At 72.3% G+C, this 22,330-nt stretch carries 20 protein-coding genes; 5 read left to right on the top strand and 15 right to left on the bottom strand.

Annotation, left to right across the window (positions count from 1 at the left end):
• Window positions 1-328 precede the first annotated feature (328 nt).
• The gene (locus ACYVJJ_RS10920; RefSeq protein ID WP_460833522.1) at window positions 329-739 is read left to right on the top strand and encodes a hypothetical protein; all 411 of its coding nucleotides are present in this window, start codon (window positions 329-331) and stop codon (window positions 737-739) included.
• Between the two features lie 164 nt (window positions 740-903).
• Here the strand turns inward: ACYVJJ_RS10920 and ACYVJJ_RS10915 are convergent, their stop codons facing one another.
• From ACYVJJ_RS10915 to ACYVJJ_RS10890, 6 genes are all read right to left on the bottom strand, one after another.
• On the bottom strand, window positions 904-1,320 hold the full coding sequence (locus tag ACYVJJ_RS10915; protein WP_460833521.1) for a cupin domain-containing protein: 417 nt from the start codon (window positions 1,318-1,320) through the stop codon (window positions 904-906).
• A 41-nt stretch (window positions 1,321-1,361) separates the two neighbouring features.
• Window positions 1,362-1,727, bottom strand: a complete 366-nt coding sequence (locus tag ACYVJJ_RS10910) for a GNAT family N-acetyltransferase (RefSeq protein ID WP_460833519.1) — start codon at window positions 1,725-1,727, stop codon at window positions 1,362-1,364.
• Window positions 1,728-1,772: 45 nt separating this feature from the next.
• The gene (locus tag ACYVJJ_RS10905; RefSeq protein WP_460833517.1) at window positions 1,773-2,855 is read right to left on the bottom strand and encodes a hybrid sensor histidine kinase/response regulator; all 1,083 of its coding nucleotides are present in this window, start codon (window positions 2,853-2,855) and stop codon (window positions 1,773-1,775) included.
• 105 nt (window positions 2,856-2,960) lie between these two features.
• Window positions 2,961-3,506 (bottom strand): pseudouridine synthase, encoded by a 546-nt coding sequence (locus ACYVJJ_RS10900; RefSeq protein ID WP_460833515.1) that lies wholly within the window; start codon window positions 3,504-3,506, stop codon window positions 2,961-2,963.
• 15 nt (window positions 3,507-3,521) lie between these two features.
• A complete protein-coding gene (locus tag ACYVJJ_RS10895) occupies window positions 3,522-4,094 on the bottom strand; it encodes a DUF7010 family protein (RefSeq protein WP_460833513.1) in 573 nt (190 codons plus the stop codon).
• On the bottom strand, window positions 4,087-4,941 hold the full coding sequence (locus tag ACYVJJ_RS10890) for a class I SAM-dependent methyltransferase (RefSeq protein ID WP_460833512.1): 855 nt from the start codon (window positions 4,939-4,941) through the stop codon (window positions 4,087-4,089). The genes ACYVJJ_RS10895 and ACYVJJ_RS10890 overlap by 8 nt, the downstream gene beginning before the upstream one ends.
• Before the next feature lie 130 nt (window positions 4,942-5,071).
• On the opposite strand from ACYVJJ_RS10890, the gene ACYVJJ_RS10885 reads away from it, so the two are divergent.
• Together ACYVJJ_RS10885 and ACYVJJ_RS10880 are read left to right on the top strand one after the other, a co-directional pair.
• A complete protein-coding gene (locus ACYVJJ_RS10885; protein ID WP_460833510.1) occupies window positions 5,072-6,196 on the top strand; it encodes a DUF4344 domain-containing metallopeptidase in 1,125 nt (374 codons plus the stop codon).
• 199 nt (window positions 6,197-6,395) lie between these two features.
• Window positions 6,396-6,602 carry a hypothetical protein gene (locus tag ACYVJJ_RS10880; protein WP_460833509.1) on the top strand — a complete coding sequence of 69 codons (207 nt, stop codon included), beginning with the start codon at window positions 6,396-6,398 and terminating at the stop codon, window positions 6,600-6,602.
• A gap of 54 nt (window positions 6,603-6,656) precedes the next feature.
• On the opposite strand, the gene ACYVJJ_RS10875 is transcribed toward ACYVJJ_RS10880, so the two are convergent.
• Both ACYVJJ_RS10875 and ACYVJJ_RS10870 read right to left on the bottom strand, forming a co-directional pair.
• Window positions 6,657-8,885, bottom strand: a complete 2,229-nt coding sequence (locus ACYVJJ_RS10875; protein WP_460833507.1) for an NADP-dependent isocitrate dehydrogenase — start codon at window positions 8,883-8,885, stop codon at window positions 6,657-6,659.
• 142 nt (window positions 8,886-9,027) lie between these two features.
• Entirely contained in the window at window positions 9,028-9,933 is a 906-nt protein-coding gene (locus ACYVJJ_RS10870; RefSeq protein ID WP_460833506.1) for a LysR family transcriptional regulator, read from the bottom strand.
• A gap of 99 nt (window positions 9,934-10,032) precedes the next feature.
• On the opposite strand from ACYVJJ_RS10870, the gene ACYVJJ_RS10865 reads away from it, so the two are divergent.
• Window positions 10,033-10,815, top strand: a complete 783-nt coding sequence (locus ACYVJJ_RS10865) for an SDR family NAD(P)-dependent oxidoreductase (RefSeq protein WP_460833504.1) — start codon at window positions 10,033-10,035, stop codon at window positions 10,813-10,815.
• Window positions 10,816-10,837: 22 nt separating this feature from the next.
• On the opposite strand, the gene ACYVJJ_RS10860 is transcribed toward ACYVJJ_RS10865, so the two are convergent.
• The 5 genes from ACYVJJ_RS10860 to ACYVJJ_RS10840 are packed head-to-tail and all read right to left on the bottom strand — an operon-like array spanning window position 10,838 to window position 17,760.
• A complete protein-coding gene (locus tag ACYVJJ_RS10860) occupies window positions 10,838-12,241 on the bottom strand; it encodes a glycosyltransferase family 2 protein (RefSeq protein WP_460833502.1) in 1,404 nt (467 codons plus the stop codon).
• Entirely contained in the window at window positions 12,238-13,332 is a 1,095-nt protein-coding gene (locus tag ACYVJJ_RS10855) for a HEAT repeat domain-containing protein (protein WP_460833501.1), read from the bottom strand. Before ACYVJJ_RS10855 ends, ACYVJJ_RS10860 begins: the two co-directional genes overlap by 4 nt.
• Before the next feature lie 26 nt (window positions 13,333-13,358).
• Complete coding sequence (locus ACYVJJ_RS10850; protein WP_460833499.1) at window positions 13,359-14,606, bottom strand: YaiO family outer membrane beta-barrel protein; 1,248 nt, start codon at window positions 14,604-14,606, stop codon at window positions 13,359-13,361.
• Window positions 14,603-14,986, bottom strand: coding sequence for a response regulator transcription factor (locus ACYVJJ_RS10845; protein WP_460833497.1), 384 nt, complete (start codon window positions 14,984-14,986; stop codon window positions 14,603-14,605). The genes ACYVJJ_RS10850 and ACYVJJ_RS10845 overlap by 4 nt, the downstream gene beginning before the upstream one ends.
• Window positions 14,983-17,760, bottom strand: coding sequence for a CHASE3 domain-containing protein (locus tag ACYVJJ_RS10840; RefSeq protein WP_460833496.1), 2,778 nt, complete (start codon window positions 17,758-17,760; stop codon window positions 14,983-14,985). The genes ACYVJJ_RS10845 and ACYVJJ_RS10840 overlap by 4 nt, the downstream gene beginning before the upstream one ends.
• Before the next feature lie 119 nt (window positions 17,761-17,879).
• Between ACYVJJ_RS10840 and ACYVJJ_RS10835 the strand changes: the two genes are divergently transcribed.
• Window positions 17,880-18,458 (top strand): DUF922 domain-containing protein, encoded by a 579-nt coding sequence (locus ACYVJJ_RS10835; protein WP_460833494.1) that lies wholly within the window; start codon window positions 17,880-17,882, stop codon window positions 18,456-18,458.
• 142 nt (window positions 18,459-18,600) lie between these two features.
• Here ACYVJJ_RS10835 and ACYVJJ_RS10830 read toward each other — a convergent pair whose 3' ends face one another.
• The gene (locus tag ACYVJJ_RS10830) at window positions 18,601-21,528 is read right to left on the bottom strand and encodes a bifunctional diguanylate cyclase/phosphodiesterase (protein ID WP_460833492.1); all 2,928 of its coding nucleotides are present in this window, start codon (window positions 21,526-21,528) and stop codon (window positions 18,601-18,603) included.
• A 71-nt stretch (window positions 21,529-21,599) separates the two neighbouring features.
• Window positions 21,600-22,319, bottom strand: coding sequence for a UPF0149 family protein (locus ACYVJJ_RS10825; protein WP_460833490.1), 720 nt, complete (start codon window positions 22,317-22,319; stop codon window positions 21,600-21,602).
• Window positions 22,320-22,330 lie beyond the last annotated feature (11 nt).

The following is a 22,330-nucleotide window of genomic DNA, read 5'->3' as shown; positions in this document are numbered from 1 at the left end:
GCGACTACGTCGGCCGACCGGGTGGCGACGGTGACGTGGCGGCCGCAACGCTGGGCCGGTTCGGTCGTGGTGTAGCCGCTAAGCGGCGATCGACTGCCCCAGCGCCGTAGTATTTTTCGACCGCGCAGTCCACGACGCGTTCTCGACACCGCAGATCGCTCGTCCACGCTTTCGCGCTGCAGCGGATGTCGATGCGCAGTTGAGAGCGCCCGCACGCCGATGCGAATGGACGACGGCAAGCGGCCGTTCAGCATCGGCGGACTGGGCTCACGCCGCTTCAACGAAAGCGGGTGGAGACTGGCCATCGATTCCCTGCAGGACCTCCCACATGAGCAAGTTGGATCTTCTGCCCGAACGCGCGCTCGATCTGGCGAGCCAGGCGGGCGATGCGCTGCGCACGATGGCGCCGAAGGCGTCCTCGCTCCTCGACACCGGCATGAAGCTCGGCGCCGCGCGCGCCGGTGCGAAGGCCGGGCTGATGCTCGTACGTCGCAATCCGGTGATCGCGGTCGCCACCCTCGCCGGCGCCGGCCTGGTCTGGTACGCCGCGCGTCGCCGTGCACGCAATGCCGAGGACGGCAAGGGCCAGACCCTCGAAGGCAGCGCGAAGCGCATCGAGGCGCGTCGCGAGGAAGGCGGGTCGAGCCGTCGCGGCAGCCGTAGCACGGGCACCGCACGCCGCAGCAGCGGCAGCCGGTCGCGCAGCACCGCCTCGCGCGAGCCGCGTACCGAGCACTGAGTTCCTCGTCGCTCCATCCACGCTGCCGGCCTCGCGCCGGCAGCGTCGTTTTCGGGCGCGAGCCCACGGCCGGGCATGCGGCGCATGGGACCCGATCGATGCATGCGACAAGTGGGCGAATGCCGATGGCAGACCCGCGATCCCGCAGCGACCGCGTTGGATGGTCAGCCCGACACGCGTCCCGGCGGATGCGCCGCGAACCAGTCGACGATGGCGCCCATGTGCGCCTCGAAGCCGCCCGGCACGCTGATGTTGAGTACGCCTGCCCGGACGTCGCCGGCGTTGCGGAAGTCGTGCACCGCGCCGCCCGGCGCCAGCACGAAGGCGCCCTTCGGGCAGTCGACCCAGGCGCCGTCGAGCAGGAAGCTCATCGTGCCTTCGAGCACGTAGAAGACGTCGTCCTCGTCGTGCGAATGCGCGTCGGGGCCTTGTGTGCCGGGCTCCAGCCACCATTCGGAGATCGAATAGCGATGCGCGGTCTCGACCTGGTCGGCTTTGAACACTGCCGACATCCCGCCCATCGCATAGGAGCGGCCCTGGCCCGGCTGCAGGACGATTGCGCGTCGGACTCGCTCTTCCATGCGTACTCTCCTGGCGTGCTGCGACGCACGGGCGGCCGCGGCTACGGTGGGGCGATGATGAAGGACACCAGCTGTGGCGAGGTCGGCTGCGGCACGGCGCCGAGCGATTCGTACAGCTTGATCGCGCGCCGGTTCGCGACGCGCACGCCCTGGATGACGAACTCCGTGCAGCCGCGCTCGCGCGCCTTCGCACGCAGCTGCTCGATCACCGCCGTGCCGTAGCCCTTCGAACGCTGCGCGCGCTCCATCTCGATCTTCTCCAGCACGAAGCGCGCACCGGGCTCGTACCAGCCGTAGGCGCGGCCGGCACGCTGGCCTTCGAGCCAGGCCTCGATCACGTAATGCTGGCGTGCCCCGCTTTCCTCGTACTGCCAGTCGGCCTTCAGGTGCAGGGGGCTGGGCTTCACGACGGGTCCGGCGATGCAGGGCCGCACACCTTACACGCGGCGCGCTCAGGCCTGCGGCAGCTCGATCACGAAGCGCGCGCCACCGCCCTCGCGATCCTCGTACCAGAGCTGGCCGCCGGCCTTCTGCACGATCTGCTTGGCGAGCGACAGGCCGAGGCCCGAGGAGATGCCGTCGTCGCCGTCGTGCAGGCGCACGAACGGCTTGAACAGCTCGCGCTGCTTGTGCGCGGGAATACCCGGGCCGCGGTCCTCGACCACCAGCTGCCCGAAGCCCGGTGCACCCGTGCGACCCGCGATCAGCAGCTCGCTGCCCGGTGCGTACTTCATCGCATTGGTCACGAGGTTCTCGCTGACCTGGCGCAGCACGCGCTCGTCGATGCGCACCCCGATGTCCCCGGGCGGGCGCGTGACGGTCACGCGGATCCCCTTGGATTCGAGCTGGTACTCGTAGCGCTGCACCAGCCAGTCGATGGTGTCGGTGAGCGAGGCGCGCTGCGCGGTCGCGCCGTCGTCGCCGCGTGCGGTGTTCTCGAGGTACTGGCGGATGTAGCCGAGCGCATCGGTCGCGCTCTCGTGGATCATCGTCATGTAGCGCGGCACGCGCTCGGGCTTGGTCGCGCCGGAGATCAGCATCTCGCTCGCGAACAGCACCGAGGAGAGCGGGTTCTTGAGGTCATGCGCGACGAGGTTGACGAGCTCCTCGCGCTCGCGCGCCACGCGCTCGAGGCGGTCGCGGGTGAGCTTGAGCCCGACGTGCGCGGACACGCGCGCGAGCAGCTCCTCGGGCAGGAAGGGCTTGGTGACGTAGTCGACCGCGCCGGCATCGAAGGCGCGCAGCAGCAGGTCGCGATCCTGCGCGGCGGTCACGAACACGACGGGCAGGCTCGGCGGCGCGGCGCCGGCGCGCATCTCCTCCATCACCTGGAAGCCGTCCATGCCCGGCATCATCATGTCGAGCAGCACGAGGTCCGGCGGATCGCTCTCGCAGATCTCGAGCGCCTTCGGGCCGTTCTCCGCGGTCACCACTTGGTAACCCTGGCGCGACAGAAGCATGCCGACCACCCGAAGGTTGGCCGGCTGATCGTCGACGACCAGGATCTTGGCGGCGGTACCGGTCTGACTGGCCATGCATCCTCGCGAAACGAGCCGGTCCGTCGACTCGGGGTAAGCGCCCGACCTTAGCAGAGCGTCACGATGTTATGCCGTGCGCCCTATTCAGGATCGGTGAACGGTTCACTGCCGTGAGCCGGCATCACGCCATGCGCCGGGCGCGAGATCGCCGAGCCGATGCACGCCGATCGCCACGCGCACCAGGCGCAGCGTGGGCAGCCCGACCGCCGCGGTCATGCGGCGCACCTGCCGGTTGCGGCCTTCGCGGATCACCAGCTCGAGCCACGCGTCGGGCACCGTCTTGCGGTAGCGCACCGGCGGATCGCGCGGCCACAGCGCGGGCGCGTCGATGCGCCGGGCCTGCGCCGGACGCGTCGGCCCGTCGTTGAGGAGGACGCCGCGTTGCAGCGTCTCGAGCTGCGCCGCCTGCGGCTCGCCCTCGACCTGCACCCAGTAGGTCTTGGCTTCCTTGTGACGCGGATCGGTGAGGCGGTGCGCGAGGCCGCCGTCGTCGGTGAGCAGCAGCAGCCCCTCGCTGTCGTGGTCGAGGCGCCCGGCGGGATAGACGTCCGGCGGCAGGCCGAAGCCGGCGAGCGTCGGGCGCGGCGGCGTGCTGCGGTCGGTGAACTGCGAGAGCACGCCGTACGGCTTGTTGAAGGCGATCAGCACGGCGACGGGCGGGCCTCAGGCGGCCGGCAGATCGCGCATGCGGGCGACGCGCAGGCCGGCGACGGCATGCAGCAGCGCGAGCGTCGCCGCGATCATCAGGTCCGCGCGGCCGGGCCAGACGAGTTCCGCCGTCGTGGCCGCGGCCACCGACACGATGCCGAGCGCGGCATAGGCCGGCGCGCGGTAGAGCCAGGCGTAGGGCAGGTAGTGCGCGCCCATCAGCGCGGCGATCGCGAGCGGCACGAGCGCCGGCACGCGCAGGAGCAGCACGAGCACGACCGGCCAGCCGAGCGCCTGGCTCGCGGTGATCGCACCGACCAGGCCTCGGAACGCGCTGCCGCGCGCGGTCAGGTCGCCGCCGAGCGCGCGGTTGACCGCGTAGCCGATCGGGTACGCGAGCGCGCCGCCGAGCACGAACAGCAGCGCACGCGTCGGCGCCTCCGGCCGGGCGGCGACGATCACGCCCGCGAGCGCGGCCCAGTACGCCGCGGCCGCGAGCGTCATGCCGGCGCCGCGACGGGTGATGCGCGCGAGGCGCATGCGCGCCTCGCCCAGCGGTGCGACGCCGTTCGCGCGGGGCTCAGGCACGCGGCTTGACGAAGCGCAGCGTCATTCGGTCGCTCTCGCCGATCGCCTTGTACTTCGCGGCGTCCTTCGCATCGTGGCGATTGGCCGGCGGCAGCATCCAGACGCCGTTCGGATGGTCCTTGGTGTCCTTCGGATTGGCATTGACCTCGCTCTGCCCGTCGAGCACGAAGCCCGCGGCCTGCGCCATCGCGATCACCTGCGCCTGGCCCACGTAGCCGGACTTGTCGGTGGCCGGTACGTCGGCCTTCGCGCGGTGCTCCACCACGCCGAGCACGCCGCCCGGCTTGAGCACGTCGAAGAAGCCCTTGAACATCGCCTCGGCGTTCCCGCTCATGCGCCAGTTGTGCACGTTGCGGAAGGTGAGCACGACGTCCGCGGAATTGGTCGCGCCGAACACGGGCGCCTTCTGGTTGAACGGGACGATCTGCGCGCGATCGAAGCGCGCGGCGTCGCCGGCGAACTTCGCACGCAGGTCCGCGAGGCCCTTGGCGTAGTAGTCGCGCGCGCGCTCGTTGGTCTCGCCCGCGGGGTCGATCACCGCCGCGACGTAGCGGCCGTCGTCGCGCAGGTAGGGCGCCAGGATCTCGCTGTACCAGCCGCCACCGGGGGTGATCTCGATGACGGTCTGGTCCGGGCGGACCATGAAGAAGGAGAGCGTCTCCTTCGGATGGCGCCAGACGTCGCGCGCGCGATTCTCGGGGCTGCGCCAGCTGCCGGCGATCGCCTCGTCGAGCGCGGCACCCATCGCATTGGTGACCATCGGCGCGCCGCCGTCGGCCGGCGCGGTGGCGCAGCCGAGCGGGAGCAGGCAGCAGGCGAGCAGCAGGCTGAGGCGGGAGGCGGTCATCGCGGGGGCTCCGGAAAGGGGGAGCGGCGAGCCTACTGCAAGCGGCGGGATTCCGCGTCCGCCGCACGCCGGCTACCATGCGGGCGGGCCACGGAATCGGCCGTGCGCAGCATTACGACAGGGAGTGTCGATGTTCCAGAAGCTCGCGATCGCCGTCCTCACCCTCGCCCTGCTCGGAGTCTCCGCCGCCTGGGGCTACAGCGAGTGGTCACGCCGCCCGGCGACCCCGAAGATCGTCGCGCCGCCGCCGACGGCCAAGCCCACCCCGGTCGCCACGATGGCGCCGCCCGCGCATGCGCCCGAGGCCGAGACCGAAGCCGCCGAAGGCACGCGCTTCCTCGTGGAGTACGTCGCCCCGCGTGACGAGGCGCTGCTCGAGCCCTACCGCCTCGCGCGCGACGTCGACCTGTTCACGCGCCTGCCCGAGGTGCGCGGGCTGAGCGGCATGCTCGTGCTGCCACGCCCGCTCAAGCTCCTCACCGCGGAATGCCGGCAGGTCAACGCCTTCTACAACCCGGACAAGGCGGAGGTGGTGCTGTGCTACGAGATGATCGACACCCTCCTGCGCCACGGCCACCGGCTGCAGACCGAGAAGCAGCTCGATGACGGCTTCGCGGTCGACTACCTGCGCGCGAACCTGCGCTTCATCGTGCTGCACGAGCTCGGCCATGCGCTCATCGACCAGCTCGACCTGAGCACGACCGGGCGCGAGGAGGATGCCGCCGACCAGCTCGCCACGATGCTGATGCTGCGCGCGATCGACCCGGCCGAGAGCCCGGAGGACGTCGCGCGGCAGCTGCAGATGGCGGCGAACTTCTTCGTCGCGGCCGGCGGCGCCGAGGCCGGCTACGACCTCGGGCATTTCGCCGACGAGCATTCGCTCGGCGAGCAGCGCTACTTCAATACGCTGTGCCTGCTCTATGGCAGCGATCCGGGCCGCTACCTGCGCGTGGTGACGCGCAGCGGCCTGCCCGAGGAGCGCGCACTGCGCTGCCCGGACGAGTCGCGCCGCGTGACGGGCGCCTGGGCGCGGCTGCTGATGCCGCACATCGCACCCAAGTACCGGATGAGCGCCGACGAAGGTGCGGTGCAGGTCGCGGAGCTGCGCCGCCAGCAGGCGGAGAACGGGGACTCGCCCTATGTGCGCGGCGACGAGGCTCGCGCGCGCGCTCCGGCGGCGCCGTCCGAGGCCGAGGCGCCCGTCGATGCGCCGTCGGACGGCGGCCGCGACGGGAACCCCTATACCGAGGAGTAGCCCGGCCCTCCGGCGCCACCCGCGGGCGTCGCCGACGCGCTGACCCGCTGACCCGCACCATGCGCCCGGGCCGCCGGGCGCCACCGCGCGCCTCGACCGCGCGCTCCGTCGGCTGCCTGCCGCCGATCCGTCATCCGCGCGGCATCGTGCTGTCATGCGCGCGGCCTAGCCTGCACGCATCGATCGGGCAGGAGGTCGCATGGAACTGTTTCGAAGTCACGGACTGGTAAGCGTCGAGCCGCAGCGCGGCGCGCGGGCGAGCTACGGCGCGCGTGCGCGGCGGCGCTATGGACGCCTGCATGCGGGTGCCACGGTCCCGCATGCGGCGGTGCCGACCGAGCGGACCCGCGAGGACGACCTGTTCCCTTGGGTGGACCAGGACTTCGAGGAGTACTTCTTCGAGTGACGCCCGTCGGGGGCGAGGGCCGGCGGCGCAGGGAGCGCGCCGCCGGCCTTGGGCTCAGCCGCGCAGGGCGTCGATCGCCGCGTTGAGCGTCGCGCTCGGGCGCATCGCGGTGGCGAGCTTGGCCATGTCGGGCTTGTAGTAGCCGCCGATGTCGACGCCGCGGCCCTGCACGTCGACCAGCTCCTGCAGGATCTGCGTCTCGTTCTCCGTCAGCGCCTTCGCCACCGGCGCGAACAGCGCGGCGAGCTCCGCATCCTGCGTCTGCGACGCGAGCGCCTGCGCCCAGTACTGGGCGAGGTAGAAGTGGCTGCCGCGGTTGTCGAGCTCGCCGACCTTGCGCGCGGGCGACCGGTTGTTGTCGAGGATCTGCGCATTGGCACGGTCGAGCGCGTCGGCGAGCACCTGCGCACGCGGCATCGATGCGAAGTTGGCCAGGTGCTCGAGCGAGGCGGCGAGCGCGAGGAACTCGCCGAGCGAATCCCATCGCAGGTAGTTCTCCTCGGTGAACTGCTGCACGTGCTTGGGCGCGGAGCCGCCCGCGCCGGTCTCGAACAGGCCGCCGCCCGCCATCAGCGGGACGATCGAGAGCATCTTGGCGCTCGTGCCGAGCTCCATGATCGGGAACAGGTCGGTGAGGTAGTCGCGCAGCACATTGCCGGTGACCGAGATGGTGTCCTGGCCGGCACGGATGCGCGAGAGCGAGGCCTTCATCGCCTCGACCGGCGACAGGATGCGGAGGTCGAGCCCGCTCGTGTCGTGATCCTTGAGGTAGCCCTCGACCTTCGCGATCAGCTGCGCATCGTGCGCGCGGTTCGCATCGAGCCAGAAGATCGCCGGCGTGTTCGACAGGCGCGCGCGCTCGACGGCCAGGCGCACCCAGTCGCGGATCGGCGCGTCCTTCGTCTGGCACATGCGGAAGATGTCGCCGGCCTCGACCGGCTGCTCGAGCAGCACGTTGCCGTCGCCGTCGACCACGCGCACGGTGCCGGCCGCGTCGAGCTGGAAGGTCTTGTCGTGCGAGCCGTATTCCTCGGCCTTCTGCGCCATCAGGCCGACGTTCGGCACCGAGCCCATCGACGCCGGGTCGAACGCGCCGTTCGCGCGGCAGTCGTCGATCACCGCTTGGTAGATGCCGGCGTACGAGCGGTCGGGAATCACCGCCTTGGCGTCCTGCAGCTTTCCTTGCGCATTCCACATGCCGCCACTGTCGCGGATCATCGCCGGCATCGAGGCGTCGACGATCACGTCGGACGGCACGTGCAGGTTGGTGATGCCCTTGTCGGAGTTCACCATCGCGAGCGCCGGGCGGTCGGCGTAGACGGCCTGGAGGTCGGCCTCGATCGCGGTGCGCGTGGCGTCGTCGAGCTGCGGCAGGCGCGCATAGAGGTCGCCGATGCCGTTGTTCGCATCGAAGCCGATGCGGTCGAGCGCCTCGGCATGCTTTTCGAGCGCGACGCGGTAGAAGCGCTTGACCACGACGCCGAACAGGATCGGGTCGGAGACCTTCATCATCGTGGCCTTCAGGTGCAGCGAGAACAGCACGCCCTGCGCCTTGGCGTCCTCGATCTGCGCGTCGATGAACGCAGCGAGCCTGGTGGTGGACAGCACCGCGGCGTCGATCACCTCGCCGGCCTGCAATGCGGTCTTCTCCTTCAGCACGCGCGTCGCGCCGTCGGCGCCGACGAATTCGATGCGCACGGTCGTGGCATCGGCGACGGTGGTCGATTTCTCGCTGCCGTAGAAATCACCGCCGTCCATATGCGCGACGTGCGACTTCGACTCCGCGCTCCACTTGCCCATGCGATGCGGATGCTTGCGCGCGAACGCCTTCACCGAGGCCGGCGCGCGGCGGTCGGAGTTGCCTTCGCGAAGTACCGGGTTCACCGCGGAGCCCATCACGCGCGCGTAGCGGGCGCGGGCGTCGCGCTCGGCGTCGGTCGACGGCTCGTCGGCGTAATCGGGCAGCGGATAGCCGGCGGCCTGCAACTCCTTGATCGCCGCCTTGAGCTGCGGCACCGAGGCCGAGATGTTCGGCAGCTTGATGATGTTCGCGTCCGGCGTGGTCGCCAGCTGGCCGAGCTCGGCGAGGTCGTCCTTCACCGCGCGGTCGCCGAGGACTTCCGGGAACTGCGCGAGGATGCGGCCGGCGAGCGAGATGTCGCGCGTCTCCACCGCGATCCCGGCAGTGCCGGCAAAGGCCTCCACGATCGGCAGCAGCGAGGCCGTGGCGAGGAACGGGGCTTCGTCGGTGAGCGTGTAGAGGATCTTCGGGGTCTTCGACATGGGGTTCTCGCGGACAGGCATGCGCGGGCGCATGCGGGGCGATACGGGGATCGCGGGGCCGCGCATTGTCGCGCCTGCGTCGGGACGCGGCAAAACCCGGACGGCCATCAGCTCATGCGCAGTGGCCGTGCGGCTGCGTACGTCACCGCGGCAGCTCGATCTCGGCCGCTACCGCGCGCAGCACGTCGATCAGCGCCCGCAGCTTGGGCTGCGACTGGCTGCGCATCGGGAAATAGAGCGACAGCCCGGGCGTGTCCGGCACCCAGCCGTCGAGCACGGTGACCAGCCGGCCGCCGGCGACGTCGTCCGCGATGCCCGCGCGGTCGACCAGCCCGATCCCGAGGCCGTCGCGCAGCGCCGCGAGCAGCAGGTCGCGGTCGTCGAGCACCAGCCCGCCATCGGGCTGCACGCGCAGGCGGCGGCCGTCGCGCTCGAGGTCCCAGGGCTCGACCTGCCCCGAGCCGGGCAGGCGGTAGGCGATCGTCGGCCAATCGGGCAGGGCGTCCGGCGACGCCGGCGCGGGCCGGCCGTCGAACAGCGCGGGCGCGGCGGCGAGCGTCCACGCCAGGGGCGGCGTGAGCGGGACGGCGACCATGTCGCGCTGCACGGCGTCGCCCAGGCGCAGGCCCGCGTCGAAACCCTCGGCGAGCAGGTCCACCGGCAGGTCGCTGACCGAGATCTCCAGCGCGAGCCCGGGCCAGGCGCGTCGGAGACGGGTCATCGCCGGCGCGACCAGCGGGCCGACCACCGCGCGCGGCACCGTCAGGCGCAGCCGGCCGCCGGCCACGCCGCGGCCGACCGCAGCGAGCGCATCGTCCACCTCGGCCGCCACGGGGCGCAGGCGTTCCGCGAGGGCCCGGCCGGCATCCGTGAGGGCCACGCGGCGGGTGGTGCGGGCGAAGAGGAGCACGCCCAGGCGGGTCTCGAGCGCGCGGATCGCCTGGCTCACCGCGCCGGGCGTGACGCCCAGACGACGCGCGGCTGCGGTGAAGCCGCCGGTATCGGCGACGGCGAGGAAGACATCGAGGCGCTCGAAGCGGCTGGCCATCGTCATTGTTTAGCACGACTACAAGACCCATCCAGCGAGAGCCGGTTTTTCCGTGCAATCGCCCGCGCGATGATGGCGCTCTTCCTCAGGAGCCCTGCCATGACCGACCTCGCCCTCGTCACCGGTGCCTCGTCCGGCATCGGCCTGGAGATCGCCCGCGAGCATGCCCGCCACGGCGGGCGCCTCGTGCTCGTCGCCCGCGGCGAGGCCGCGCTCGCGCGCGTGGCCATCGAGTTGAGGGCGGCCGGCGCGGCGGACGTGCAGGTGCTCGCCCGCGACCTCGCCGCGCCCGGCGCGGTGGCCGAGCTGGTGGAGACGCTCGATGCGCGCGGCCTGGCGCCGACCATCCTGGTCAACAACGCCGGCTTCGGCGGGCATGGCCTGTTCTGCGAGCGCGACTGGAGCGACGACGCGGCGATGATCGACCTCAACGTCCGCGCCCTCACCGAGCTCACGCGCAGCCTGCTGCCGCGCATGGTCCGCGCCGGGCGCGGGCACGTGCTCAACGTGGCCTCGACCGCCGCGCTCGTCCCCGGCCCGCTGCAGGCGGTCTACTACGCGACCAAGGCCTACGTGCTCTCGCTCGGCGACGCGCTCTCGGAGGAGCTGCGCGGTACCGGCGTGCACGTCACCACGCTGCTGCCCGGCGCCACCCGCACGGGCTTTGCCGCACGCGGCGGGCTGGAGGACACGCCGCTGTTCCGCGGCCGGGTCGCCGAACCGGCACAGGTCGCGCGCGAGGCCTATGCGGCGATGCGCGCGGGACGCCGGCGCGTGTACGGCGGCGTGCCGCTGGCCACGCGCCTGCAGCTCGCCCTCGCCCCGCTGATGCCGCGCGGGCTGCTGCTGCGGCGGGTCCGCGGCATGCAGGAGCGCGGCTGAAGGGCGGGACGCGGCGCGCGCCTCAGGCCTGGCCCCAGCGCCCGCTGCGTTTCATCGCACCCCACTGGTGCTTGCGCCGCGCGATCCATTGCCACATGCCGCGCACGCGCCAGAACGTGTTGAGCTGGCGGTAGCCGAAGTTCTCCAGCACCGCCATCGCGAACAGCACCAGCATGTCGCGGCCGCGGTCGTAGACGCGGAAGGACAGCGTCTCCAGCAGCAGGCCGTTGACCGACAGCAGGATGCCCATGCCGATCGCGACCGAGAGGAACACCACGAGCGCGACCGGCGAGATGATCCCGAGCAGCCAGCCGACGATCATGAAGACGTAGCCGCACAGTTCGATGATCGGCCCGATCCATTCGAACAGCGCCATGAACGGCCAGGCGAGCCAGCCCGCGGCGCCGGCGCGCCAGCCGAAGCGCCACGGCGGATGGAAGACCAGGCTCTCGGCGAGACCGCGCTGCCAGCGGCTGCGCTGGCGGCCGAGCGTGCCGGCGTCCTCCGGGCATTCGGTCCAGCAGATCGGATCGGGCAGATAGCGGATGCGGTAGGGCACGCGATGCTCGCGGTGCCAGCGGTGCAGGCGCACCACGAGCTCCATGTCCTCGCCGACGGTGTCGGTGCGGTAGCCGCCGACGGCCTCCACCTTCGCGCGGTCGAACAGGCCGAACGCGCCGGAGATGATCAGCACGCCATTGACCGGCGACCAGCCGAGCCGCCCGAACAGGAAGGCGCGCAGGTATTCGACGATCTGCAGACGCGCGAGCAGGTTGGTCGGCAGGCCGGATTTGACGAGGAAGCCGCCGCGCACTTCCGAGCCGTTGGCGATGCGCACGGTGCCGCCGGCGGCCACGGTGCGGCCGTCCTCGATGAAGGGCTGCACCACGCGCAGCAGCGAGTCGCGCTGCAGGATCGAATCGGCGTCGACCGCGCAGAACAGCGCATGCCGCGCGAGGCAGATGCCGACGTTGAGCGCATCGGCCTTGCCGCCGTTCTCCTTGTCCACCACGCGCAGGTTCGAATAGCGCAGGGAGCGGTACACGCCGCGGATCGGCTTGTGCGGCACCGCGTTGCGGACCACCTCCGGATGCGGGACGAGCTCGAATTCCTCGATCAGCACCTCGAGCGTGCGGTCCTTCGAGCCGTCGTTGATGACCACCACCTCGAAGTCCGGGTACTGCAGCTGCAGCATCGAGCGCACCGAGGTGCGGATCGTCGCCTCCTCGTTGAAGCCGGGCACCAGCAGCGAGATCGGCGGCTCGATGCCCAGGTAGGGCGCGTCGGTGCCGTACTCGGCGCGCTGGCGCATGTAGCTGCGCAACGAGAACATCGAGAGGATGTTCAGCAGCAGGTAGCCGCCGTTGAGCAGCACGAAGTAGCCGATGAAGAAGATCTGCGCGGCGAGGATGATCCGCTCGGTCACGGCGATGCTTCCGCGTTGCGCTCGGCGAGCGCGCGGGCGAGTGCCTCGCGGCCGTAGCGGTCCTCGATCGCCGGCACCAGCGCCTGCAGCTGCGCCTCGCTGATGCGTGGCAGCGCGACGAGCGTGTCGGCCGCGCGCCGCCGCACCCACCAGCTGCGGTCCGCGAGCAAGGGGACGAGCACGTCGACGTCGTCGGCGCGGCCCTGGCGCGCAAGCGCGTCCACCGCGGCCAGGCGCACGCCCGGGTCGTCGTCGACGAGCATCGCCGCGAGCAGGGCGTGGTCGCGCGGATCGGTGAGCTCGCCGAGCGCCTGCACCGCGGCCTGGCGGTTGCGCGGGTCGGGATCGCCGCGCATGCAGTCGCGCGCCCAGGGGGCGATGCGCGCGGGATCGGCGGCCGCGAGCAGCGGGCGGAGTCGCGCCGTGCGCGCGGGGTCGGCGCCGTCCAGCGCGTCGAGGAGCGCCGGGGTGACCGCCTCGCGCCCGGCGTGGCGGCACAGGCTCGCCAGCCGCTGGCCGCCCCAGTCGTCGCGCCGCAGCGCGACCGGCAACAGCCGGCGCATCGCGCGCGGGGGGTCGATGTCGATCAGCGCGTGCGCAGCGGCGAGCGCGACGAAGGGATTGCCCGCCTCCACCACCGGTGCGACAGCGCGCCAGTGCGCGTCGTCGCCCAGGTGCCGCAGCGTCTCCAGCGCGACGAGCCGGCCGCGCACGCCCGGCCGGCGCAGCAGGCGCAGGGCGTACCCGTCGAGGCCGAGCGCGCGGAGCAGCGCATTGAGACGATCACCGGCCTGGCCACGCAGCTGGCGCTGCATGCGGTTCCAGAGCATCAGCCACCACAGGCGCTGGCGGCCACGCGGCGCCGGCAGGTCGATCACGGCGTCGCCGGTGATGCTCGCCTGCGCCAGACGCGGCCGCCAGCGGCGTTCGAAGGCCTCGCGCCGCCGGCGCTCGCGCGTGGCGAGCGCGGAGACCGCGAGCACCTGCAGCAGTACCGCCAGCGTCACCGCCGCGAGCCCGAGCGCGGTCCATGCGGCGAGGCGCAGCGCGGGGTCGGGCGGCAGCCAGGCGAACGGAACCATGCCGGCCATGCCAGCGGCCGCGCCGACGGCGGCCGTCAGAAGCGGCGCTCCAGCCCGAGCCCGATGCCCCGGCGGGTGTAGAGATCACCCTGGTCGACGCCGCCGATGTTCCAGAGCAGGCGCCAGTCGGTCGCGAGCGGGTGGCGCCCGAACAGCGTGGCCGCGGTGACCTCGCTGGCCACCACCTGCGTGCCGAGCAGGGCGGCCTCGCGACCGGAGGCGACCTGCACACCGACCTCGCCGCCGTCGCCGTAGGCCCGCACCGCGCGCAGGTCATGGCCGGTGGCGTAGCGCCCGGCGAGCCGCGTGGTGTTGAGCGTGTAGCCGAAGCGCCAGTCGCCGGCGTAGCGCTCGATGCCGAGTGCGAGGCGCTGCACGTCCACGTCGCGGTAGCGGCTGTGGCGCAGGCTGGCCGCGCCCACCCAGCCGCCGGTCCAGACCTTCTGCAGGCGCAGGTCGCCGTACTGGCGCGGCAGCACGTCGGCGCCGGGCACCACGCCCAGTTCGGGTTGCAGTGTCCAGCCGTCGCCGAGCGGCAGCACCAGGCCCGCCTCGAGGCCGCGGTCGACGAGGCCGAAGCGGCGCTCGGCGAAGACCGCCCCGTAAGCGCCGACGCGATCGCGCGGGAGGGCCACCACGTCGAGCCGCAAGGCATCCCAGTCGTCGTAGGCGCCGTCGAGACGGTCGTGGCGGGCGGAGAGCACGAGGCGGCGCCGGCGGTCGGCGGTCGCCGGCGGCTCGGTCGGCGACGCGGACCCGTCGGCGACGGTGGCCGTGCCGGTCAGGGGCGCCGCGGGGTCGGGGATCACCGCCCCGGGTCCCGGGCCTGCGGCGCCGCCCGTCGCGCGACCGGCGTCGGGCGGCGGCACCGGGGCCGTCGTGGCGCGGGCCTGCGCGAGCAGGGTGACCACGTCGGCGTAGCCCGGGGCGAGGGCCAGTGCGCGCTCGAGCGCCGCCACGGCCTCGGCAGGACGGCCGGACCACAGCAGCGCCTGGCCGTAGCCGAACAGCACGTCGGGATCGTCCGGGCGCGTGGCGAGCATCGCCACATACATGGGCAGCGCGCGCTCCGGGTCACCGCCCCAGGCGGTCACGCGGGCGAGCAGCAGGCGGGCGTCGCCGTCGGCGGGCTGCGCGGCGAGGCGCTGCTCCAGCACGGCCGCCGCGCCGGCGAAGTCGCGGGCCTCCACGAGGCGCCGCGCCTGCGCGATCGCGTCCGGGGCCTGCGCTGCTGCCGGCAGTGCGGCCAGCAGCGCGAGGGTGAGCACGAGGCGGCGGCTCATCCCGCCCTCCGCAGCAGGCGGCGGATCCGGGCGAGCAGCTCCTCCGGCTGGAAGGGCTTGGTGACGTAGTCGTCGGCGCCGAGCTCGAGGGCGCGGACGATGTCGGCCTCGCGCGACTTCGCCGTCAGCATCAGCACGGGAGCGGCGGCCCAGCCGGGCGTGCCGCGCAGCCGCTCGACCAGCTCCAGGCCGTCGTGGAACGGCAGCATCAGGTCCATCAGCACGAGGTCCGGCACCGGCCCGGAGCGGATGCGATCGAGCGCGGCACGGCCGTCGGCGACGTGCTCGACCCCGAAGCCGTGGCGCTCGAGCAGGAAGCGGACGATGAAGGCGACGTCCTCCTCGTCTTCGACCATCAGCACCTGCGGATTCGACGTCATGGGGTCTCCTCGGAAGCCGCCGTGGCGGGCCAGTGGCGCAGATTCTCCGCGATCAGGCTCGCCAGCGCCGCGGCATCGCTGCGTGATTTCACCAGCCGCTGCAGCACGCCGCGGCTCTCCGGGAGTACGCGGTCCTGGGCAGAAAAGATGACGACCGGCACCGGCGGCCGCGCCTCGCCGAGCTCGGGCAGCAGCTCGGCACCGTCGCCGTCGGGAAGCATCAGGTCGAGCACGACGAGATCGTGCCGGCGGCGCGCCAGCTCGATCCGCGCCTCGGCCAGCGTGGCGGCGGCGTGCAGGTCCAGCGGTGCGCTCGCGAGCAGGCCGCGCAGCACGTCGCGCACGTCGGGATCGTCCTCCACGTGCAGCACCTGCGGCCGCTCGCGCCGACCCTGCAGGCAGCCGCGGATCGCGGCGGCCACCTGGCCGGGATCGAGCGGCTTGTCGAGCCAGTCGACCACCCCGACCGCGCCGCCGCGCAGCTCCGGCGCGGCCTCCACGCCGAGCAGCAGCACCGGCAGGTGGCGGTAGCGCGGCTGCAGGCGGACCTCGCGCAGGAAGGCCGGCGCCGCACCGCCCGGCAGCGCGAGGTCGATCGCCAGCCCGCGCACGCCCGGCGTGGCCAGGCGCGCGCGGGCCTGCGCGGGATCGGTGGCGAGGTCGCATATCACGCCCTGCATCGCGAGCAGGCGCACCAGTTCGGCGGCGACGGCGGGCTCGGCGGCGAGCAGCACGATGCGCGGCGCGTCGCCCGCGGTGGGCCGCGGCGCGGCCGTCGGGGCCGCCGCCGGCAGCCAGACCGCGAAGCGCGTGCCGGCGCCGGTCGCGGTCTCGAAGCTGATCCGCCCGCGCATCTGCTCGACCAGCGAGCGGGTGATCGCGAGCCCGAGGCCGGTGCCGCCGCGCCGGCGCACGTCGGAGGCGTCGGCCTGCGCGAAGCGCTCGAAGACGTGCGGCCGGAACGCCTCCGGAATGCCCTCGCCGGCGTCGGCCACCGTCAGGCGCAGGCCGTCGTCGACGCGCGCGAGGCCCACGTCGACGCGCCCGCCGGGCGGCGAATGCTTGATCGCGTTCGACAGCAGGTTCGCCATCACCTGGCCGAAGCGGTCCGGGTCGACCTCCGCCTCGCCGTCCTCGCCGGGCGCCAGCACCACCGCCACGCCGAAGCCGTCGGCATAGGGGCCGATCTGCTCGACCGCCTGCTGCGCGAGCGTGCGCAGGCCGCTCGTGCGCAGTTGCAGCTTCAGCCGGCCGGATTCGAGCTTCTCGATGTCGAGGATGTCGTTGATGAGCCGCACCAGGCGCTCGGTGTTCTTCTGCGCGATGTCCAGCAGCGGCCGCGCGCCCTCGGGGACCTCGCCCGCCAGCCCGCCGACGACCATCCCGAGCGCGCCGCGGATTGAGGTGAGCGGCGTGCGCAGCTCGTGGCTCACCGTGGAGATGAACTCGTCCTTGAGCCGCTCGGCGCGCAGGCGCGCGGTGATGTCGACGGCCACCGTGAGCACGTGGCGCGTGCCGTCGGCGAGCACCAGCGCGCGCTTGAGCACCTGCAGCCAGCGGTCGGCGCCGGCGGCATCGACGAGGTGCACCTGCGCGGCGCGCCATTCGTCCGCGCCGTCGGCGACCGCCGCATCGCCGTCCAGCAGCGGCGCGAGGCCCTCGTGCCCGGCGATGGCCTCCGGCGCGTGGCCCTCCACCTGCGATGGATCGAGCCCGACTACGTCGCAGAACGCGACGTTGCAGAGGCTGAAGCGACCGGCCGCGTCGCGGACCGCGATCAGGTTCTCGTCGGTGTCGACGATGGTGCGAAGGAACTCGCGCTGGTCGCGCACCGCGCGGCGGTTGCGCGACGCCTCGGTGATGTCGCGGACGATCACGAGGCGGCCTCCGCCCGCATCGACGCTGCGCACCTCGTACTCGGTGCCGTCGTCGGCCGCCCAGTCGAACGGCGCGGTGGCGCCGTCATCGCCGACGGGCTGCCCGCGCAGCCGGGCCTGCAGCGCGGCGTGCGGCGTCGACGGCGCGCCGGCCGACAGCCCCTGCGTGTGGCCGTCCGGCCCGAGCTCCCACAGCGTGTCGGGGATCGCGCGCAGCAGCGCGGCCTGGCGCGCCGCCGCGGCCTGCGCCTCGGCGGCGAGACGCCGGCGTACGCGGAGGCTGCGGTCGACCGAGGCCAGCGCCGCCAGCAGCAATGCGAGCGCACCGAGTCCACCGACGATCGTGAACAGCCGGCTCCGCTCGACGAGGCGTTCGACCTGGCGATGCTCGTCGGCGAGCCGATCGCGCTCGCGCGCCTCGAGCTCGCCGAGCAGTGCGCGCACCCGGTCCATGGCCTCGCGTCCGCCCGCGGTGCGCACGCGTTCGGCCGCGGCCGCCGCGCCCTCGACGCGACGCGCGTCGACGTTCGCGGCGGCGAGCTCGAGGCGGCGCTCGACGGCCGCGTCGAGCACATGCAGGCGATCGGATCGGTCGCGCACGGTGCCCAGCAGCGCATGCAGCTCACGCAGTCGCAGCGCGACGTCCGCACGCCCGGCGTGATACGGCCCGAGGAACGGCGCGTCGCCGGTGATCACGTAGCCGCGCATGCCGGTCTCGACGTCCTGCAGCGCCGACAGCGTGCCCTGGATGACGGTGATCAGCTGCAGGCTCCGCGTCACCGAGGCATTCGCCTGCAGCAGCGCGTCCTGCACGCGCCGCATCTGGATGCCGATGAGCGCGACCAGGGCGAGCGCGAGCGCGAAGCCCAGCATGTGCTGGCGGGACGGAGACAGCATTGAGGCATTCCGGGCGGACCGCCGGAAGGTTAGCCTCTTCGCGGTGAGCGTCGCCGTTCGCGATCCGGGCAGGCCCGGCCGCCGCGCGTCGTGCACCAGCCGCCACCCGGATGCCCGACATGCTTCTCCATCGACTGTTCGCCTTCTGCATCGCCTCGTCGATGCCGCTGTCCGCCACCGCGGGGGATGCCGGCATCGACGTCGACGAGCGTATCGAGACCTACGACGTGGACGGCGGCGATGCGACGACGCTCACCCGGCAGATGGCCGAGCGCGGTCCGCTGCATCAGGGGCGGCGTGCCTGGGCGTACACGGCGTGGGAGGTGCGCAGTCGGTACACGCCGGTCGCCGGCATTGCGGGCTGCCGCATCGAAAGCCCGCGCGTGCGGGTCGAGATCGTGACGACGCTGCCGCGCTGGACGGCCACGAACGCGGCGCCGCGGCTGCGGGCACGCTGGACGCGCCTCGTCGCGAACCTCGTCGAGCACGAGGACGTCCACCGGCAACACGCGCTCGACGCCGCGGACGGCGCGCAGGCCGCACTCGAAGCCCTGCCTGCCGAGCGCGACTGCGAACTCGCCGCCCTGCGCGCGCAGGAGGCGCTGCGCGCACAGGTGCAACTCGCCAAGCGTCGCAGCTATGAATTCGACCGTGCCACGAAGTTCGGCACGCGGGCCGGGGTCCGCCTCGAGGAGTGATCGCATCCGTCGGGGCTTGCGCATCGCACGAATCGCAATGTGTCACGACCGGTTGCGAAGCGGGTACCTTGGGGTACGTGCGCATGCGTCGCGGCGTCCATACCCGACTGCAGAGTAGGCGGCCGCTGGCCTGCCGCGCCCGTCACTGACCGCGGGCGGCGAGGATCGAGCCGAGCGAGCCGGGCTTGGCGAAGTAATACCCCTGCCCGAGCTCGCAGCCCAGGCTCATCAGCGCCTGCCGCTGCGCCTCGTTCTCGATGCCCTCGGCCACCACCTCGAGCTTCTGCGCGCGCGAGAGCGCCAGGATCGCCCGCACCACCGCGGTGCTGCCGCCCTCGTCCTCCAGCCGCAGGTCGTTGATGAAGGAGCGGTCGATCTTCACCGTGTGCAGCTTGAAGCGGTGCAGGTAGGAGAGTGACGAATAGCCGGTGCCGAAGTCGTCCAGCGCGATCAGCACGCCGTGCTCGCGCAGGCGGTCGAAGACCTGCCCGATCTGCTCGGGATTCTCCAGCAGCGCGCCTTCGGTGACCTCGATGCGTACCTGCGAGGGATCCACGCCCTTGGCGGCGATGAGTTCGAGGAAGCGCGTGTCCAGATCCGTGGAGCGGAAGTGCCGCGGCGAGAAGTTGAGGTTGACGTACTGGCCGGGCACGAGCAGCTTCGGGATCATCTCGAGCGCCTGCTCGAAGATCTGCCAGTCGAGCACTTCCATCGTGCCGCTGGCCTCGGCCACGTGCAGGAACGCACCCGGTGCGAGCACGCCGCGCTCGGGATGGTTCCACCGCATCAGCGCCTCGTAGCCGATCACGCGCGCGTCCGACAGGCGCACGATCGGCTGGAAATAGGGCTCGAACTCATGGCGCTTGAGGCCGCGGCGCAGGTCGCTCTCCACCTCGAGCAGCTGGAGCGCCTCGTCGTGCAGGTCCTCGTCGAACAGTTCGAAGCGGTGCCGCCCCCCGGCCTTCGCGCGGTACATCGCGATGTCGGCATCGCGCAGCAGGTCCTCCGGGCTCGAGTAGCGTGGCGAGCTGAGCGCGATGCCCACGCTCGCGCCGGTGAAGAGCTCCTTGCCGCCGACGCGCACCGGGTCCTTCAATGCATCGAGTACGCGTTGCGCCATGCGCAGCGGCGCGTCCGCACTGTCGACTTCCATCAGGATCGCGAACTCGTCGCCGCCCAGGCGGGCGACCATGTCGCGCCCCGGCCGGATGCAGGCCTCGAAGCGCCGCGCCACTTCCTTGAGAAGTGCATCGCCGACGAGGTGGCCGACCGAATCGTTGATCACCTTGAAGCGGTCGAGGTCCATGAACAGGACCGCGAAATGATGCGACGGATCGCGCTCGCGATGCGCGATCGCGCGCACCAGCTGGTCGCGCAGGTAGGCGCGGTTGGGCAGGCCGGTGAGCGAGTCGTGCAGCACCTCGTGCTTCAGGCGCAGTTCGACCTGCTCGCGCACCTCGATCTGCTCGGACAGCTCGCTCGTGCGCTCGGCGACACGGCGCTCCAGCCCGGCATAGGCGTTCTTGAGCTCGGCCGCGGCGCGCTGACGCTCCAGCCCGTTGGCGATCTGGTAGCTGATGAAGGTGAGCAGCTCGCGGTCGCGCGTGGTGTAGCCCACGCCCGGCGTGTAGCTCTGCACCGCGAGCGCGCCCATGACGCGGTCGCCGAGCACCAGCGGCACGCCGAGCCAGACGTGCGAGTCGGGGCCGGAGGTGACGATCTCGCCGCGGGCCTCGAGCTCGAGCATTTCCGCATGGCTCGCCGCGTCGTTGGCGTCGAAGAGGCAGGCACGGCCCTCGCGGATCACGTATTCGGTGAGCCCACGGCCGAGTCGCCGGCTCTCGCGCTGCTGTCGGAAGGCGTCGACGTAGTACGGGAAGTGCAGGTGCGCGCCATCCTCGGCCAGCAGCGCGATGTAGAAATTCCGCGCATCGATCAGCTCGCCGACGATGCGATGCACCGCGGCATAGAACTCGTCGAGGTCGGTCGCCGTGTGCGAGAGTTCGGCGATGCGGTAGAGCGTCTCCTGGATGCGCACCGAGCGCTGGCGCTCCTGCACCTCCAGCGTGAGCGCCTGCGTGCGTTCCTCGACGCGACGCTCGAGCTCCTCCTGCGCCATCTTGCGATCGAGCGCGGTGAGGATGTGGCTGCCGACGTACGACAGCAGCGCCTGGTCGGCGGGCGTGTAGCGCGGGCGCTCGACGTAGCTCTGCACGACCAGCACGCCGCGCACGCGGTCGCCGATCAGCACCGGCACGCCCAGCCAGTCGTAGCAGCCCACGCCGATCGAACGCTTGGGCCCGGTGATCTGCGCATGGATCTCGCTGATCGAGCCCATCAGCGGGCGCTTGTCACGGATCAGGTACCACGTCAGCCCGTGCTCCATCACCGACATCGGGATGAACTCGTTGGCGTCGCGGATGATCGGGTCTTTCGTGTCGACCAGGTAGATGAAGCGCAGCGCGTCGGTCTGCTCGTCGTACAGCGCGATGTAGAAGTTGTCGGCGTACATGAAGCGGCCGACGATCGCGTGCAGTTCACGCAGCATGGCATTGATGTCCATGCCCGAGCTCGCCATGTCCGCGATGGCGAACAGCGCCGACTGCAGCTGCTCGGAGCGCCCGAGGTCGTGCAGCGATTCGGTCAGCCGGATCTTCTGCAGCACCGCGCCGACCACCGGCGCGAGCAGGCGGCACTGCGCCTGGAGCGCGGTAGCCTGGCCGGGCGCGTCGTCGACGAGCAGGCCGAAGCCGGCGGCCTGCGGACCCGGCACGCAGGCGGCGATGCGGCCGGCGGCGTCGCCCACCACCCGGCCGGGTGCGGCCGAGGCGCGGTAGACGAGCGCGTAGTCCTCGTCGACCACGCTGCGTCCGGCGCCGGTGTGCAGCGCGCCGGCCGCGCCGGTCCACACCAGAGGCCGGTCGAAGCCGGCGGCCTCGAGGTAGGCGACGATGCGCTCGGCGAGATCGCCCAGCGACGGCGCGCCGAGCAGGTCGCCCAGGCTGCGCGCGAGCGGGCGCACCGAGGGATCGGCGTCCGGAACCGGCAGGGGCACGGGGGCGATGGCCATGGAGCGGACGGGTCGACAGCGGGGCGCTGAGAACGGCTATCGACCGTACCGCGGGTTTCTTGACCGCCGTGTCAGGCCGCCGTGCCGCTCCCGCAGCACTTCTTGTACTTGCGGCCGCTGCCGCAGGGGCACGGCTCGTTGCGCGCGGGCCCCGCCTCGCGGCGGATCGGCTCGCGCGGTGTGAGCATGTGGATGCGGTGCTGGTGCAGGTCGTTGAGCATGGCCGGCAGCGAGCCGATGATCTCCAGCCGCTGCTTGTACTCGATCGGCTCGCCCGGCTGCGTGGGGTCCTCGGCGACGATCTCGCCGCTGGCGAGACGGTCGAGGAGGTCGAAGATCTCCTCGATCCAGTCGTTCTCGTCGAGCCAGCCCTCCCACTCGGCCTCGCGCAGCTCGACCGCGGCGAAGAAGCCGGCCGCCCAGTCGCGGCCGACGTCGAGCTCGTCGTCCTCGTGCTCGTCGAGGTTCTCCGGCAGCCACAGCAGCGGCGCGAGCGTGTCGGGCAGGTCGTCGTCGCCGAAGCGCACGCGCTGCTCGGCCATCGCGGCATGGCTGGCGAGCAGGCCCTGCACCTCGCGCGCCTCGTCCTCGTCGGCCCACCGCGGCGGCGCGCTGCCCCACACCGGCGGCGACCACTCCTCCACCGGCACCGCCGACGGCGACAGCGCGATCGCGGTGAGGTAGCCGTCGAGCGCCTCGAGGTTCAGGCCGCGGAACGGAACGGCGCGCTGGTCGAGCAGGTCGGCGAGGCGTTCGATCTGCGCGTCGGTGAGCGGCGGGGTGGCTTTCATGGGCGGGGCCG

It is taken from the genome of Lysobacter humi (ex Lee et al. 2017) (assembly GCF_054781815.1).
The sequence above is the reverse complement of the archived record's forward strand: the minus strand, read 5'-3'. Positions and strand labels throughout refer to the sequence as shown.